At 75.2% G+C, this 16,213-nt stretch carries 14 protein-coding genes; 6 read left to right on the forward strand and 8 right to left on the reverse strand.

What is annotated here, in order from left to right; translation table 11 throughout:
- Nucleotides 1-356: 356 nt before the first annotated feature.
- Nucleotides 357-920, reverse strand: coding sequence for a DinB family protein (locus BJP25_RS13800; RefSeq protein ID WP_075975297.1), 564 nt, complete (start codon nucleotides 918-920; stop codon nucleotides 357-359).
- Nucleotides 921-1,007: 87 nt separating this feature from the next.
- On the opposite strand from BJP25_RS13800, the gene BJP25_RS13805 reads away from it, so the two are divergent.
- Both BJP25_RS13805 and BJP25_RS13810 read left to right on the forward strand, forming a co-directional pair.
- Complete coding sequence (locus tag BJP25_RS13805; RefSeq protein ID WP_075975298.1) at nucleotides 1,008-1,952, forward strand: helix-turn-helix transcriptional regulator; 945 nt, start codon at nucleotides 1,008-1,010, stop codon at nucleotides 1,950-1,952.
- A 67-nt stretch (nucleotides 1,953-2,019) separates the two neighbouring features.
- A complete protein-coding gene (locus BJP25_RS13810) occupies nucleotides 2,020-2,556 on the forward strand; it encodes a GNAT family N-acetyltransferase (protein WP_084793978.1) in 537 nt (178 codons plus the stop codon).
- A 161-nt stretch (nucleotides 2,557-2,717) separates the two neighbouring features.
- On the opposite strand, the gene BJP25_RS13815 is transcribed toward BJP25_RS13810, so the two are convergent.
- Nucleotides 2,718-3,950: a lipase family protein gene (locus tag BJP25_RS13815; RefSeq protein ID WP_233158069.1), complete on the reverse strand. Its 1,233-nt coding sequence runs from the start codon at nucleotides 3,948-3,950 to the stop codon at nucleotides 2,718-2,720.
- 212 nt (nucleotides 3,951-4,162) lie between these two features.
- Between BJP25_RS13815 and BJP25_RS13820 the strand changes: the two genes are divergently transcribed.
- The gene (locus BJP25_RS13820; RefSeq protein WP_075975299.1) at nucleotides 4,163-4,621 is read left to right on the forward strand and encodes an OsmC family protein; all 459 of its coding nucleotides are present in this window, start codon (nucleotides 4,163-4,165) and stop codon (nucleotides 4,619-4,621) included.
- On the opposite strand, the gene BJP25_RS13825 is transcribed toward BJP25_RS13820, so the two are convergent.
- A complete protein-coding gene (locus tag BJP25_RS13825) occupies nucleotides 4,608-4,961 on the reverse strand; it encodes a DUF5997 family protein (RefSeq protein WP_143219068.1) in 354 nt (117 codons plus the stop codon). The two genes, BJP25_RS13820 and BJP25_RS13825, sit on opposite strands and share 14 nt — an antisense overlap.
- Before the next feature lie 64 nt (nucleotides 4,962-5,025).
- Between BJP25_RS13825 and BJP25_RS13830 the strand changes: the two genes are divergently transcribed.
- A complete protein-coding gene (locus BJP25_RS13830; RefSeq protein WP_143219061.1) occupies nucleotides 5,026-5,748 on the forward strand; it encodes a LysR family substrate-binding domain-containing protein in 723 nt (240 codons plus the stop codon).
- A 10-nt stretch (nucleotides 5,749-5,758) separates the two neighbouring features.
- On the opposite strand, the gene BJP25_RS13835 is transcribed toward BJP25_RS13830, so the two are convergent.
- The 3 genes from BJP25_RS13835 to BJP25_RS13845 form a co-directional block, all read right to left on the reverse strand.
- Nucleotides 5,759-6,271, reverse strand: a complete 513-nt coding sequence (locus tag BJP25_RS13835; RefSeq protein WP_075975302.1) for a GNAT family N-acetyltransferase — start codon at nucleotides 6,269-6,271, stop codon at nucleotides 5,759-5,761.
- A 73-nt stretch (nucleotides 6,272-6,344) separates the two neighbouring features.
- On the reverse strand, nucleotides 6,345-7,799 hold the full coding sequence (gene gndA / locus BJP25_RS13840; RefSeq protein ID WP_075975303.1) for an NADP-dependent phosphogluconate dehydrogenase: 1,455 nt from the start codon (nucleotides 7,797-7,799) through the stop codon (nucleotides 6,345-6,347).
- 136 nt (nucleotides 7,800-7,935) lie between these two features.
- On the reverse strand, nucleotides 7,936-12,291 hold the full coding sequence (locus tag BJP25_RS13845; RefSeq protein ID WP_075975304.1) for a non-ribosomal peptide synthetase: 4,356 nt from the start codon (nucleotides 12,289-12,291) through the stop codon (nucleotides 7,936-7,938).
- Nucleotides 12,292-12,545: 254 nt separating this feature from the next.
- On the opposite strand from BJP25_RS13845, the gene BJP25_RS34145 reads away from it, so the two are divergent.
- Nucleotides 12,546-12,701: a hypothetical protein gene (locus BJP25_RS34145; RefSeq protein WP_158075648.1), complete on the forward strand. Its 156-nt coding sequence runs from the start codon at nucleotides 12,546-12,548 to the stop codon at nucleotides 12,699-12,701.
- A 90-nt stretch (nucleotides 12,702-12,791) separates the two neighbouring features.
- Entirely contained in the window at nucleotides 12,792-13,403 is a 612-nt protein-coding gene (locus BJP25_RS13850; protein ID WP_075975305.1) for a flavodoxin family protein, read from the forward strand.
- A 190-nt stretch (nucleotides 13,404-13,593) separates the two neighbouring features.
- Here the strand turns inward: BJP25_RS13850 and BJP25_RS35005 are convergent, their stop codons facing one another.
- Entirely contained in the window at nucleotides 13,594-13,704 is a 111-nt protein-coding gene (locus tag BJP25_RS35005; protein ID WP_198943482.1) for a class III lanthipeptide, read from the reverse strand.
- A gap of 12 nt (nucleotides 13,705-13,716) precedes the next feature.
- Nucleotides 13,717-16,134, reverse strand: coding sequence for a class III lanthionine synthetase LanKC (gene lanKC, locus BJP25_RS13855; RefSeq protein ID WP_075975306.1), 2,418 nt, complete (start codon nucleotides 16,132-16,134; stop codon nucleotides 13,717-13,719).
- Nucleotides 16,135-16,213 lie beyond the last annotated feature (79 nt).

Consider the following 16,213-nt stretch of genomic DNA (forward strand, 5'->3'; position numbering starts at 1 on the left):
AGGGTGGGAGCTTGGTTCGTGACCCCCGGCCAGTTGGCCCGGCCCGGTGTTTCCCGGTCCGTGTCGCGCTGACAGGAAGAAAGTTACACCACGCCCAACCAGGCTCCAAATCGGGGGGTACCCATACCCGCGCCCGTCCGGGAATGCGCTGGTCAGATCCACTTCCCACCGGCGACGGCACGCACCGGCACCGCGACTTGATCACTGCGCGCAACCCCGGAATGACATTTCGTGCACGAAATGGACCCCTGTGTAACCGAGACCACACCCCCGAGAACCGTTCCCGCGCGCCGCCCGGCCCCTCGACAGCACCCCCACCTGCGGGTTTCCGGTCGAGCGGCCGGGCGGGAACGGGCTCAGCCCGCCCGCTTGCCGTCCAGGGTCTCCCGGATGATGTCCGCGTGCCCCGCGTGCTGGGCGGTCTCGGTGATGACGTGCCCGAACACCCGGCGGATGCTGCGCACCTCCCCGGGCTGGTGCCACGGGGCGGCGGGCAGCGGGTAGGTGGTGGACAGGTCCGCGGTCGCGACGACCTCATCGGTGCGGGCGGCCACTTCCTCGTAGCGCGCGAGCAGGCCCGCCAGCGTCTCCCCCGGCAGCATCGTGAACCCGAGCTGGTGGTCCACCGCCCACTGCGGGTACTCCCTGGCGGTGCCGTTCGCCAGGTCCGCCCAGGTGACGCCCTCGGGCAGGTCGTAGCGCACGGCGTCGGGGCCGTCGACGGCGAAGCGGGTCCAGTTCTCCTCGACCGCGGTGACGTGCTTGACCAGGCCGCCCAGCGACAGCGCGCTGACGGTGGGCGTGGCCGCGGCCTGCTCGTCGGTGAGCCCGTCCACGGCGGCCACCAGGGCGGCGCGGGCGGTGGCGAGCTCGGCGATGAGGTCGGTGCGCTCGCCGTCGAGGGTGGTGGAGGCGGTCATCGGTGTTCCTTCCGTCGCTGTTCTGGGGTTCACCTTTCCAGCGGTAGCGGACAGGGTGTGTCCGCTACTCCGTGGCACAGTGGCCACGTGCCGAAGACCTCCGCGCGCCTGCTGGCGCTGCTGTCCCTGTTGCAGGCGCGCCGCGACTGGCCGGGCGCGCTGCTGGCCGAGCGGTTGGCCATCTCCGAGCGCACGGTGCGCCGCGACGTCGACCGGTTGCGCGAGCTGGGCTACCCGATCACCGCGGTGAAGGGCCCCGACGGCGGGTACCGCCTCGACGCCGGGTCGCAGCTGCCGCCCCTGCTGTTCGACGACGAGCAGGCGGTGGCGCTCGCGGTGGCGCTCCAGGTGGCCACCACCAGCGGCGCGGGCATCGCCGAGGCCGCGGCGCGCGCGCTCACCACCGTCCGGCAGGTGCTGCCCGCCCGGCTGCGCCACCGGGTCGACACCCTGCGGGTGAGCGCGGTGCCCGCACCGCACGAGGCGCAGGTGGACAGCGCGGTGCTCCTGGCCATCAGCGCCGCCTCGCACGCCGGGGAGGTGCTGCGCTTCGACTACGCGGGTGCCGAGGTGCCCCGGCGGGTCGAGCCGCACCACCTGGTCACCTGGGGCGGGCGCTGGTACCTGGTGGCCTTCGACCTCGACCGCGACGACTGGCGCACGTTCCGGGTGGACCGGATCACGCCGAAGGTCCCGACCGGGCCCCGGTTCACCGAGCGGGAGGTGCCGGGCGGGGACGTGTCGGCGTTCGTGTGGTCGCGCTTCCGCGGGGTGGACGCGTCCGGGGAGTGGCCGTGCCGGGGCGAGGCGGTGGTGCACCTGCCCGCGCGCGAGGTGGCGCAGTACGCGCGGGAGGGCGCGGTGCGCGAGCTGGGGCCCGACCGGTGCCTGCTCTCGTCGGGGTCGTGGTCGTGGATGGCGTTGGCGGCGTCGCTGGCGCACTTCGACGCGGAGGTGGAGGTGGTGGGTCCGCAGGAGTTGCGCGACGCGTTCACCCTGCTGGCGGCCCGCTGCGCGCGGGCGGTGCGCTGAGCGGGTGCCCTCCGGTGGCGGCGTCCAGCGGTACTGCCGTCGTGCCTGGCGGCGATAGGGCACAGGTGTGGAGTTCATCCGACTGACCGAGGTGGACCGGGGCGAGATCGCCGCGGTGCTGGGCGACCCCGCCCTCGCCACCCACATGCCGCTGTCCGGCCCGGGGTTCGACGCCGCGGGCTTCGTCGAGGCGAAGGAGCGGATCTGGCGCGCGCACGGGTACGGGCCCTGGGCGGTGCTGGTGGACGGCCGCTTCGCCGGGTGGGGCGGCCCGCAGCCGGAGGGCGATGACGTCGACCTGGCCGTCGTGCTCGGGCGGGCGGCGTGGGGCCGCGGGCGGCAGGTGCACGAGGAGCTTGGTGCGCCGCTCGTTCGCCGCGACGGGGTGCGGGTCGTTGACGGTGCTGCTGCCGCCCAGCCGGGGAGCGGCCAGTGCCCTGATCCGGCTCGGCTACGAGCGCGACGGGGAGGTGGAGCTGTCCGGGCACGTGTTCCGCCGGTTCCGGCTGCACCGGGAGCGGTGGCGAGTGACGACACCGGGGTCGGGGCGATGACGTGCATGGTGGTGCGGCGGGGCCACCACCGTCGAGGCGTACCCCTCTGACACGGCCGTGCCCCCGCCCTGGTCTGGGCGGGGGCACGGCAGCGCTCAGGACGGTCCGCCCCAGACCCCTCTCCACTCCGCACCGCTGCGGCGGCCGTGAGACCGAGCCGGGGGACGATGCCGGGCGGGGACGAGGGGGGCGGGACCTGATCGACGCAGCGCTAGCAGTTGCTCTTGGCGGCCTTGCCCGCGAAGCGGTCGGTCAGGTAGTTCACGACGTCGCCGCTGGCGAAGGCCATCGTCGTCACGTGCTCACCGATGTAGGTGCCCCAGTTGACCTTCACGCCCGCCGCGCAGTACTGCTTGCGCAAGGTCTGCGCCTGCTCCAGCGGGATGATCTCGTCGAACTGGCCGTGGAAGAGGAAGATCGGCGCCTTCGGCGCGCGGGCGCCCAGCTTGTTCTCGTTGAGCCTGCTCTGCCACGCCGGGTCGTTGAGCGGGTTGGAGGTCGTGTAGTCGGAGATGCGCTGGAACACGTACCCGAAGACCTGGTCGACGCACACGTCCTGCTTGGTGGCGAAGAGCTCCTGGCCCTTGGCGTTGAGGTACCTGGGCAGGTCGAGCTCGGGGTAGGCGGCGTTGAACCCGAGCGAGGCCAGCAGCAGGAAGCCGAAGCCGACGCCGCCGTCGAGCAGCTTGGAGACCGCGATCAGGTCCGCCGGGGTGCCGCCCGCGGTGATGCCGACGACCTTGAGGTCGGGGGCGTAGGTGGGGGCGAGCTCACCGGCCCACGCCGCGCCGCCGCCGCCCTGGGAGTAGCCGGAGAAGGCGACGGGGCCGCCCGCGGCCAGGCCCGCGGCGGGCAGCCGGGTGGCCGCGCGCACCGCGTCGATGACGGCGTGGCCCTCGGACTGGCCCACCACGTAGGTGTGCACGCCCGGCGTGCCCAGGCCCTCGTAGTCCGACAGCGCCAGCGCCCAGCCCTTGTTCAGCATCGGGTCGACGAACGGCGCCTCGTAGTCGAGGTACTTCGAGGGGGCGCAGCCGTCCCCGATGCCCCGGGTGCCCGCGGCGACCGAGACGACCGGGCGCGGGCCGGTGCCCTTCCACGCCGCCTTCGGCACGACCACGCGGCCCGACACCGCGATCGGCTGGCCGGTGGCGGAGGTGGAGCGGTAGAGCACCAGGTACTGCTTGGCGTTCGACCGGTCGGCCATCGGCCGCCACCAGATGACGTCGCCCGCGACGCCGTCGGGCAGCGGGGCGGGCGGGGTGTAGAACGCGTCGCCGAGCGGGCCCTGCGGGGGCTCGGCCGCGGCGCGCGGGGCGGCCGAGACGGTGGACATGACACCGACCGAGGCGGGGACGGCCACGGCGGCGACGGCCACCGCGGCCACCGCCCACTTCCGGGACCGGCCGTCCGGTCGCCGGAGGATCCGGGAGAACAGCTTCACAGGGGAACTCCTCGTTGAGCCGGGCCGAAAGCAGGGGGTGGGGAAACGCACGTTTCCCGAAAGGAACCTACGACAGCGGGCCAAACCCGAACAAGGGCGCGGGAAATCCAATACTTGTAGATTCCGACAATCCCCGCCATCATTCCTGTCACCGCCTGCACACGGCCCTGATCAGGGCTTTAGCCGATCGGCGGGGCGACGAGGGGGCACCTGTGGAGCACGACTACGCGGTCACCGTGACCTGGACCGACCGGGGGCCCGGGACGACCTCCTACCGGGCCTACGACCGCGGCCACGACATCAGCGCGGCGGGCAAGCCCACCATCGCGGGCAGCGCGGACCCGCACTTCCGCGGCGACCCGGCGCGGTGGAACCCCGAGGAACTGCTGGTGGCCTCGCTGTCGCAGTGCCACATGCTCAGCTACCTCGCCCTGTGCGCGGGGGCGGGCATCACCGTCACCGCCTACCGGGACGAGGCCACCGGCACCATGCTCCAGCGCGGTTCGGGCGGGCGGTTCACCGGCGTGACGCTGCGCCCCCGGGTCACGGTGGCCGACCCGGCCGCGGTGGACGCGGCGACCGCGCTGCACGACGAGGCGCACGCCATCTGCTTCATCGCGTCCTCGGTGGACTTCCCGGTCCACCACGAGCCCGAGGTCAGGGCTGCTTGACCCGCTCCCCGGCCAGCCGCTCGTTCTCCCGGCGCACCTCGGCGGCCAGGTCCTGCTCGCGCACCAGCCAGTCGGGCCGCTCGGCCTTGATCCGGTCGATCTCCTCGGAGGTCAGCGCGTCGGTGATCCCCGCCCTGGCCAGCCCGCTGAGCGACACCCGCAGCCGGGCCGCCACCACCTGCTTGGGGTGCGGGCCCTCGCGGCGCAGGTCGCGCAACCACTGCGGCGGGTCGGCCTGCAGCGCGTCGAGCTCCTCGCGGGAGACCACGCCGTCCCGGAACTCCGCGGGGGTGGCGTCGAGGTGGACGCCGAGCTTCTTGGCCGCGGTGGCGGGCTTCATGGTCTGCACCTTGCGCATGGGTCCAGGGTAAGGGGCACCGGTCACCCCCGGTAACCTGACCACCGTGACCGCCCCGTTCAGGCTCGCCTACGTCCCCGGGGTCACCCCGGCGAAGTGGGTGCGGACGTGGCAGCAGCGCACCCCCGACCACCCCCTCGACCTGGTGCAGACCCCCGCGGCCGACGCCGAGGCCCTGCTGCGCTCGGCGGGCGCCGACGCCGCGCTGCTGCGCCTGCCGGTCGACCGGGACGGCCTGCACGCCATCCCCCTCTACACCGAGACCACGGTCGTCGTCGTCCCCAAGGACCACGCCGTGACCGCGGCCGACGAGGTCACCGCGGCGGACCTGGTGGACGAGATCACCCTGCACCCGCTCGACGACACCCTGGACTGGGAGCGCCCCCCCGGCGGGCAGGCCCTGGAACGCCCGGCGAGCACCGCCGACGCGGTCGAGCTGGTCGCTGCGGGCATCGGGGTGCTGCTCGTCCCGCAGTCCCTGGCCCGCCTGCACCACCGCCGCGACCTCACCTACCGCCCGGTGACCGGCGTTCCCCAGTCCGGCGTGGCCCTGAGCTGGCTGGAGGACGCGACCACGGACGCGGTGGAGCAGTTCATCGGCATCGTGCGCGGCCGCACCGAGAACAGCACCCGCGGGCGGCAGCAGGAGCAGCCGCAGAAGAAGGAGCGCAAGCCCGCGCCCGCCCGGCAGGCGGCGCCCAAGCCGGGCGGCGGCAAGCAGCAGGCCCGGCGCGGCGGGGCCGCCAAGCGGGGCAAGCCCCGGCGCTGACGCCCCGGCCTCAGAGGTCGTCGAAGGGTCGCGCGTAGGCGAAGGGCCCGCGCAGCGAACCGTCCCAGGCGCTGAGGGTGCGGACCTGGAAGTGCGGCGCCCACTCGGCCACCGGCGGCTCGATGCCGAGGTCCGCCGCGGGCGCGAAGCCGAAGCGGGAGTAGTAGGTGGGGCTGCCGAGCAGCACCACCACCGGCTCGTCGAGCGCGTCCGCGGCGCCGAGCACGGCGTGCACCAGCGCCGACCCGACCCCGCGGCGCTGGTGGTCGGGGTGGACGCTGAGCGGGCCGAGGCCCAGTGCGGGGCGACCGTCGACCGTGGCCCTGGTGCACACGACATGACCGATGACCCGGCCGGTGGCGCCGTCGTCCTCGGCCACCCAGGACAGCGCCGGGATCCACCCCGGGTCGAGCCGGAGCGCGTCCACCAGGCCTGCCTCACCCGCGGGTTCGGCGGCGAAGGCGGCCTCCACCACGTCGTGGACCTGCGGGGCGTCGGACGGGCGTTCGCGGCGGATGTGCACCGCGGCACTGTAGTGCGGCCGGGCCGGGAGTGGCGCGCGCTTTTCCGGGCGCCCGCTCACCCCCGTCGCGCCGTCAGTGCGTGGACGGCTCCGTGGCGATCTCCGTCCGGTCCCCCGACCACAGCGTGTGGAACACCCCGGGCTTGTCGACCCGCTGGTAGGTGTGGGCGCCGAAGAAGTCGCGCTGCCCCTGGATCAGGGCGGCGGGGAGGCGGTCGGAGGCCAGCGAGTCGTAGTAGGCCAGCGCCGAGGAGAAGCCGGGGGCGGGCACGCCCGACGCGGCGGCGGTGGAGACGATGCGCCGCCAGGCCTGCTCGCCGTCGGTGATGGCCTTGGCGAAGTAGGGGTCCTCCAGCAGCGACTGGAGGTCGGGGTTGTTCTGGTAGGCCTCGACGATGCGGTTGAGGAACTGCGCGCGGATGATGCAGCCGCCGCGCCAGATCTTCGCGATCGCGCCCAGGTCGATCGTCCACCCGTACTGCTCGGCGCCCGCGACGATGAGGTTGAAGCCCTGGGCGTAGGCGACGACCTTCGAGGCGTAGAGCGCGGCGCGGACGTCGTCGGCGAAGGAGTCGGGCACCTCCACCGGGTCCGGCCGGGACACCACGGTGCGGCGCACCGCCTCGCGCAGGGTCGTCTTGGACGACACCGCGCGGGCGAAGACGGCCTCACCGATGCCGGAGACGGGCACGCCCAGGCCCACGGCGTTCTGCACCGTCCACACCCCGGTGCCCTTGGACCCGGCCTGGTCGGCGATCACGTCCACCAGCGGCTCGCCGGTCTCGGCGTCGCGCTGGGCCAGCACCTCCGCGGTGATCTCGATGAGGTAGGACTCCAGGTCGCCGTCGTTCCAGGCGCGGAAGACCCCCACCAGGTCCTCGGTGGAGGCCCCGCCGACCCGGCGCAGCAGGTCGTAGGCCTCCGCGATGAGCTGCATGTCGGCGTACTCGATGCCGTTGTGCACCATCTTCACGAAGTGCCCGGCCCCGTCGTGGCCGACGTGGGTCACGCACGGCTCGCCCTCGGCCACCGCGGCGATCGAGCGCAGCACCGGGCCCAGGGTCTGCCAGGCCTCGTCGGAGCCGCCCGGCATGATCGACGGGCCGTTGAGCGCGCCCTCCTCGCCGCCGGAGATGCCCGCGCCGACGAAGTTCAGGCCCTTCTCGCGCAGCTCGGCCTCGCGGCGGATGGTGTCCTGGAAGTTGGCGTTGCCGCCGTCGACGATGATGTCGCCCGGCTCGAACCGCTCGGCCAGCTGCTCGATCACCGCGTCGGTGCCCCGGCCCGCCTGCACCATGATGATCGCGGTGCGCGGGGTCGACAGCGAGGCGACGAACTCGTCGATGGTGGTGGCGGCGAGGAACCCGAGGTCGGCGTGCTCGGCCATCAGCTCGTCGGTGCGGGCCTGGGTGCGGTTGTACACCGCCACGGTGTTGCCCTCGCGGGACGCGAGGTTGCGCGCCAGGTTCGAGCCCATCACCGCCAGCCCGACGACCCCGATGTTGGCCTGTCCCGTGCTCGCGGTCATCGCCGTCCCAACTCCCTCGTGCCTGCGGACTGCCGGTCACCACCATGGAACCACAGCCATGGAACCACAGCGCGGCCCCGGCGGCAGGCGGCGCGCGGGTGGCCCTGGTGACTCCCCCGGTCGGCCCCTCGCGGGGTCACCGCGCGGAGTCCACCGTGGACACGGCCGCACCGGGGGCGGCGGCGACGCGGGCCGCGGCGGCGGTGAACCGGTCGAGCACCCCCTGGGCGGTGGACCGGTCGAACAGGGCGGTGGCGTGGTCGAGGGAGCACCGCAGGGACCCGTCGGGCAGCACCCGTGCGGTCATCCGCAGATCGGTCGTCGTGGTCGTCGGCCCGCCCACCGGCACCGGGCTCGCCTGCGCGCCGCAGAACACCCGCGGCGCACCTGGAGCGCGCTCCAGCTCGAACACCGCGCGGAACAACGGCCCGCCCAGGGCACCCGCCACCCGCTCCGCGGGGACGTCCTGGTGGGCCAGCCCGACCAGCGCCACCTCCCGCGCCCGGTCGAGCAGGTCGGCGCAGGTCGGGTCGCCGGACAGGTCCAGGCGCAGCGGGAGGTGGTTGGTGAAGTGCCCCACCAGGTCCTCGGTCCCCGGGCGCGTGCGCCCGGCCACCGGGACGCCCACGGTCACCGCCGAGCGGCCCGACCACGCCGCCAGCACCACCTGGAACACCGCCAGGACCGTCGCGAACGGCGGGCAGCCGTGCTCGGCGCCGAGGTCCAGCAGGGCGCGCGCCACGTCGGCGGGCACGGTGGCCGACACCCGGCCCGCCGCGGTGTCCCGGCGGGCCGGGCGCGGCCGGTCGGCGGGCAGGTCGACCGGCCCCGCGCCGTCCAGTGCGGACTCCCAGTGCCCCACCTGGGCCGCCACCGACGCCGACCCGCGCTGCCAGGCGGCGAAGTCGGAGTACTGCACCGGGCGCGGGCGCAGCGGCGCGGGCTCGCCCGCGGCGAACGCCCGGTAGGTCTGGTCGACCTCGCGCAGCAGCAGGTCCGCCGACCAGGCGTCCGCCGCCACCGGGTGCACCACCAGCAGCACCAGGTGGTCGTCCGCGGCGAGGCGGGCGACCGTCGTGCGCAGCGGGTGCTCGGCGGCGGGGGCGCAGCGGCGCGCAGCGGCGGCCGAGACCAGCCGCGCGCCCAGGGCCTCGGCGTCCGGGGTCCCGGTCAGGTCGACCAGCGCGAACGACGCGGGGCCCGGCGGGTCGACCCGCGCGACACCCCCGGGGTAGCGGGTGCGCAGCACCTCGTGGCGGCGGACGGCGTCGTCGACGGCGCGCCGGTAGCAGGCGGCGGAGAACTCGCCGCGCAACCGCAGCGCCACCACGACGGGAGGACCGGCGGCGGCCGGGTCGGCGAGCACGCGCTCTTGCTGGGCGGACAGCACCACCCCGCCTGCGCGCGGTACCGGCCGGATCGCGTCCGCGAGCGCGGCGGTGCGCGCGGTGTCGACGGCGGCGGCGAGGGCCCGCGCGGTGCGCAGGCGGAACACGTCGCCGGGCGCGAGCTCGACCTCGAACGCCCGCCGCACCCTCAGCAGCAACCGCACCGCCTGCACCGAGTGCCCGCCCGCGGCGAAGAAGTCGGTGTCCACGTCCACCCCCGGCGCGCCCAGCAGCTCCGCGACCAGGCTCGTCACCACGACCTCGGTGCCGGTCAGCGCCGCGGCCCCCGGTTCGTCCGGGCTGGGCAGCGCGGCGTGGTCGAGCTTGCCGTGCACCGTCAGTGGCAGCTCCGCCAGCGCCACCACCGCGGCGGGCACCATGGCCGCGGGCAACCGGTCCGCGACGTGGTCGCGCAGCGCCTCCGGGTGCACCACCGCGCCCGGGGTGGGCACGACGTAGGCGGCCAGCTCCACGTGCTCGCCCTCGCGCCGGGCCACCACCGCGGCGGCCGCGACGAGGGGGTGGGCCAGCAGCACCGCCTCCACCTCGCCCGGCTCCACCCGCACCCCGCGCACCTTCACCTGCCGGTCGACCCGGCCCAGGAACTCCAGCACCCCGTCCGAGCGCCTGCGGACGAGGTCGCCCGTGCGGTACCAGCGGGCGCCCGGCTCGGTGGCGTGCGGGTGCGGGGTGAACCGCTCGGCGGTCAGGTCGCCGCGCCCCAGGTAGCCGCGGGCCAGGCCCACCCCCGCCAGGCACAGCTCGCCTGGCGTGCCGATCGGCACCAGCCGGTCGCCCTCGTCGACGACGTGCGCTTCGGTGTTGGGCAGCGGGGTCCCGATCGGCACGGTATCCCCCGCCTCGCCGGGCCGGTACCGCCACGCCGTCGCGTCGATGGAGCACTCGGTGGGGCCGTAGGTGTTGACGACCTCGACGTGCTTGCGGGCCAGCAACCCCTCGCACAGCGACGTCGGCAGCGGCTCGCCCGCCGAGCACACCACGCGCAGGGCCGTGCAGTCCTCCAGGCCGGGAGCGGCCACCACCAGGCGCAGCACCGACGGGACGAGCTGGAGGACGGTCACCCCGTGCTCCGCGACGGCGCCGAGCAGCACCGCGGGGTCGCGGTGCGCCTCGGGCGGGGCCATCACCACCGCGGCGCCGCACACCAGCGGCGCCAGGAACTCCCACACCGAGGCGTCGAACCCGGCCGGGGTCTTCTGGAGCACCCGTTCCCCCGGGCCCAGGCCCAGGGCCTCGACCGCCCACAGCACCCGGTTGCGCAGGCCCGCGTGGGTGATGACCACGCCCTTGGGGCGCCCGGTGGACCCCGAGGTGTACATGGCGTAGGCGGCGTCGGCACCCACCACGGCGGGCAGCGCGGCCCCGCCTCGGCCGTCCACCGGCGCAACCTCGACACCGGGCGGCAGCAGGGCGGCGGTGTCGTCGGACGCCACGGCCAGCCGGATGCCCGCGTCGGCCACCATCGCCGCCATCCGGCCCGGGTGGTCCAGCGGCAGCGGCACGTACACCGCACCCGCCCGCAGCACCGCGAGCACGGCGGTGGTCAGGTCGAGCCCGCGCGGCAGCACCACGCCGACGCACCCGCCGGTGGTGGCGCCGCGCTCGCGCAGGTACGCGGCGAGGCGGGCCGATCGCGCGTCAAGCTCCTGGTAGGTCAGGGTTTCCGCGCCCGCGACGACCGCCACGGCGTCCGGGGTGGACTGCGCCTGGGCCGCGAACAGCTCCGGCAGGCACTGCTCGGGGCGCGGGAGCGCGGTGCGGTTCCACCCATCGAGCAGTTCCCGGTCGCGCTCCCCGAGCAGGTCGACCGCCGCCACCGGGGTGCCCGGGTCGGTGATCAGCCCGTCGAGCAGCCGGGTCAGCGCCGTCGCCATGCGGTCGACGGTCTCCCGGTCGAACAGGGCCGTGGGGTAGGCGAACCGGCCCGCCACGCCGCCGTCGGGCCGTTCCACCAGGGTCAGCGCCAAGTCGAGCCCGACCCCGGCGGGCGGCACGGGGTGCGGCGCGGACGCCACCCCCGGCAGCCGCAGCACCTGCTCGGTGTCCAGGGCGAACGACACCTGGTGCACCGGGTGGCGCGACGGGTCCGGCGTGCGGTCCAACGCGGACACCACCTGGTCGAACGGCACGCCCTGGTGCTCGAAGGCGTCCAGGGCGACCTCGCGGACCCGGTCGAGCACCACGCTGAACGACGGCGCCCCGGACAGGTCCGCCCGCAGCACGATCGTGCCGGAGAACAACCCGACCAGGCCCTCCAGCTCCACCAGGTCCCGCCCGGCCACCGCCACCCCCACGGCGACGTCGGTGCGCCGGGCGTAGCGGGCGAGCAGCACCTGGAACACGGCCAGGTACGCCATGAACGAGGTGACCCCCGCGCCCCGGGCCACGAGCCGCACCGCGTGCGCCACGTCGGCGGGCACGGCGAACTCCACGACCGCGCCCGCGGGCTCCCACACCGGGGGCCGCCGCCGGTCCAGGGGCAGCTCCAGCGGCTCCACCCCCGCCAGCCGCGCCCGCCACCACGCCACGCCCTCGGTGTCCGGCGCGCTCTCCCACACCTCCCGCTGCCAGGCCGCGTAATCGGTGTACTGCAAGGGCAGGTCCGGCAGCGGCGAGGGCAGCCCCAGCGCGAACGCGGCGTAGCACTCCCCCAGCTCGCGCAGCACCACGCCCCACGACCAGCCGTCCACGGCGATGTGGTGCACGGCGATCAGCAGCACCGACACCGCCTGGTCCACCCGCGCCAGCACCGCCCGCCACGGCGGCCCGGTCCGCAGGTCGAACGGCGCCCCCAGCAGTTCACGCTCGACGGCGGCGAGGTCGGCGGCCACGACGGCGGTGAAGTCCACGCCGACCAGCTCGTCGACCACCTGCACGGGCGAGCCGCTGAGCGCGTCGTAGCGCGTGCGCAGCACCTCGTGCCGCTCGGCCACCTCCGCGAACGCCGCCGCCAGCACGAACTCGTCCACCGGCCCCGACAGCCGGAACGCCCGCACCGACACGTGCTCGGGAGCCCCGCCGCGCACCTGCTCCACGAACCACAACCGCTCCTGCCCGAAGGACAGCGGAGCCCCGACCTCCATGCGGACACCCCTCCCGGCAGCCGGCGTCCCCTCCAGGCTCGCAACCGCCTGCCGCACCGGGGAGGGAAGAACACGCAACCCTCGACACCGCCTGCGCGCTCCCGCGACGAGGACGCGAGCGCGTGAGCATCGCGCGGTGAACCCGGCGCAGCGGACTACCACCGGTTTCCCTTGCTTCGGTTTCGGTTCTGCGGTCGATTTGGAGAGCCATTGGTTATCTTGATAAGAGATAGTTGAAACTCAACTCAGCTGTTGTGGCACGTGGAGTCCGGCCGCACCAGGTGCCGCACGAGGCGATATGGACGTCCGCGGCCGGACCGCTGCCGCCCGAGCACGCCGAGGCCGTGCTCGGCACCCACCAGGCCGGGTTGGACACCGGGAACGCGCTGCCGGAGCGGCGAGCGCGGTGACGGGCGCCTGCTGAGTCCACTCCGGACGCCGCACGGGTTCGACCGGGCAGGCGGGGGTTACCCGCCGGGCCGGTCGGGTAGCCACGGCCCATGACCACCCCGTTGAAGGCCCTCGCCCTCGTGTGCACGCTCACCCCCTCCCCCGCCGAGTCCAGCAGCCAGCTCATGGCGACGCAGGTGCTCGACGCGCTCGCCGAGCACGGCGTCACCGGCGAGGCGGTGCGCGTGGTCGACCACGACGTCAAGCCCGGCGTGCTGGTGGACATGGGCGAGGGCGACGAGTGGCCCGCGATCCGGGCGAAGCTGCTCGCGGCGGACATCCTCGTGGTGGCCACCCCGACCTGGGTGGGCCACCTGAGCAGCGTGTGCGCGCGGGTGCTGGAGCGGCTGGACGGCGAGCTGTCCGAGACCGACGACGAGGGCAGGTTGCAGACCTACGGCAAGGTCGCCGTCGCGGCGGTCGTGGGCAACGAGGACGGCGCGCACAAGATCACCGCCGACCTGTTCCAGGCGCTCAACGACGTCGGCTTCACCGTCTCGGCCCAGGGCGCGACGTACTGGAACGGCGAGGCGATGCACGGCACCGACTACAAGGACCTCGACGAGACCCCGGAGGCCGTCGCGAGCACCACCAAGGCGCTGGCGGCCAACGCGGTGCACCTCGCCCGGCTGCTCAAGGGCTCCAACTACCCGGGCGAGTAGGCCACCGGCCTGGCGGTTTGCCGGTCCGCCCCGAAGGGGTACACCGGTGGTACCACCGAGCCCGGGAGGCCCACCGTGACCGCACCGAACGAGCAGCCCGAGGCGGGGTTGGACCAGGTCATCGACCTCTACGAGGACGAGCTGCGCGAGGTGCCCGAGCCCTGAGGGCGCGGGCACCCCACGCCGCGGCTCAGTCGCAGAGCAGCAGCGACAGACCGCTCTGCTCCAGCAGCTCGACCTCCTCGACCGCGGTGGCGGGCAGTTCTTGCAGGGCCAGGACGGTGTCCACTCGTGCTCCCATCGTGGGTTCCCCTCACCGCTGGTCGGTGAGGACGGGTCGGGCGGGGGCGGGCTCGGTGAGGAAGGGCAGGAAGGGGCGGGTGGGGTCGAGCGCGCAGGCCACGGCCAGCAGCACCCCCGCCGTCCCGGTCGCGAGGTCCATGGACAGCCGCAGCAGCCGGGTGCCCGGGAACGCCGCGCCGCCTGCGAACGGCACCGCGTGCCAGCCGAGTGCGTCGACGTGGCGGTCCACGGGTCCACCCGCGATGGCCAGCGCCGCCAGCAGGCCCGCGCGCCCGTCGAACAGGCCGGGGTGCACCACCATCTCCGGGCGGCAGGCGGCGAGCAGGCCCGGCAGCGCGGCGGCGAAGGCGGGCAGGTGGCGGGCCAGTTCCCGCACGACCAGGGCGATGCCCGCGCTGCCCGTCCACAGGTAGGGCAGCGCCCGGGTGCCGTCGCGGACCTGGAGCGAGCCGCCGGGCCCCGGTGTGCAGCGGGCCAGGTCGCGGTCGAGCGCGGTGGCGGCGAAGTCGAGCCAGGCACGGTCGCCGGTGCGCTCGAACAGGCGGGTGAACAGCAGCGCGGGGCCTGCCCAGCCGTGGCCGAGACCGGCGGGGCCGTCCGCGGCGCGCTCCCCCGCCCGGTCGAGCACGTCGAGCAGGCGGGTGGCGGTGGGCAGCGGGTCGTGGCCGAGGTGCAGCAGGTTGAGCCCGATCCCGGCCAGGCCGCTGTGCAGGCCGGGGTCGTCGGTGGTGGCCCGGGCCGCGCGGTCGACGAGGTCGTCGGCGAGGTCGCGGTGGCCGAAGCGGTGCAGGACGTGGGCGATGCCGTGGGCGCCGTCGTAGAGGCCCGGCCGGGTGGGTGGGGTGCGGCGCACCGCGTCGACCAGCCACCGCTCGTGCTCGGGGTGTCGTCCGGCGCCTGCGAGGTCGAGCGCGTGCAGGACGCCCGCGGCGCCGTGGTCGAGGGTGAGGCCCGCGGTGGCGAACTGGGCGGGGTCGCCGGGGAACAGCCGGTCGCGCCGGTGCGGGGTGGCGCTGGCGAGGACGGCGGTGGCGAGGTCCCCCGGCACGAACGGGGCGGGCTCCGGCGGCGGGGCCAGCGCCCGCCGGATGCCGCTCAGGTACCCGGCGGGCAGCGGGAAGCGCGCGCCCACCGCGGCCAGGTGCCGGTCGAGCAGCGCCGGGGCGAGGTCGAGCACGGGCGCCAGCGGCAGGAACGCCCACAGCCGCAGCACCGCCAGCGCGTGCCCGTCCGGGTCCTCGAGCGCGTGGAACCCGGGTGCGCCCAGCCCCGCCGGTCGGGTGCCGTCCCCGGCCTGCTCGAAGTCGACGAGCCCGACCGCGCCGGTGTCGTCGACCAGGATGTTGCGCGGGTGCAGGTCGCCGTGGACGATCCCGCGCGCGTGGACGGCAGCGGCGATGTCCGCCACGCGGTCGAGGACCGCCAGCGCCCGGCGGGTGTAGTCGGCGACGTCGTCCGGGGACGCCTCGCGGGTGAGCGGGTGGTGCGCGGCGACCCACTGGGAGAAGGGGCGCCCGGGCAGGTGCTCGACGGCGAGGTAGTGGTGCTCCCACACCTGGAAGCGCTCCAGCAGCTCGGGGACGCCGTCGACGCCGCTCAGCGCGCGCAGCGCGGCCTCCTCGCGGTCCAGGCGGGTGACCGCGTCGGTGCCGTCGCGGTCGAGGCCGCTGTGCGGGCGGGCTTCCTTGAGCACCACGCGGGTCCCGCCGCGCCGGGCGAGGTAGACGCCGCCGCCGTTGGAGAAGTGCAGGGCGCGCTCGACCGGGTACGGGAACTCGGTGCGCCGCTCCCGCGCGGCCAGGTCCGCGCTCAGGCAGTCGGGCACGGCCACCCACTCCGGCGGGTGGAAGCCGGTGCCGCGCTCGTCGGGCACCAACCGGCCGTCCGGGGCCTGGATGGCCGGGACCCGGCGGCCGCCCTGCTCGACCCAGCGCGGGGCGAAGGCGCCGTAGCGCACGTGCAGCGGCCCGGCGCCGTGGCGCAGGTCGCTGAGCACGGTCGGCCCCGCCTCACCCGCCAGCTCGTCGCCCAGCCGGGCGAGGACGTGGGCGAGGTGCGCGTCGTCGCGGGGGTAGACCGCGACCAGCTTGCCGCTGGCGGAGCGGTCGGCGTACTTGCCGTTGCGCACCAGGTGGGCCGTTTCCGACCGCAGGTGCTTGAACGCGGTGCCGTGGTGGGCGCAGTACCGGTGCACCGCGGCCAGGACGCGGCGCAGGTTCTCCCGGGTGGCCGAGACGTGCACCTTCCAGCCCTGGTCGGGCAGCGCGGCGCCCTCGGGGAGCAGGAACCGCCAGTCCACCGACCGACGCTCGACCCACCCGGCGGGGAGGGGGGCGACGACGGCGAGGTCGTCGAGGTCCACCCGGTCGTAGAACACCGGGTCGGCGTGGCAGAACTCCCCGTACCGGCGCGCGGTCGCATCTCGCACCGGGCGAGTCGAGCACACCCGTCCCACCGGCGCAGGCGCTGTCATGCCATGGGGTGAACCGCGGCGGGTGAACCGACGT

Origin of the sequence: Actinokineospora bangkokensis (assembly GCF_001940455.1) — a bacterium.
In the GTDB taxonomy this organism is placed as follows: domain Bacteria; phylum Actinomycetota; class Actinomycetes; order Mycobacteriales; family Pseudonocardiaceae; genus Actinokineospora; species Actinokineospora bangkokensis.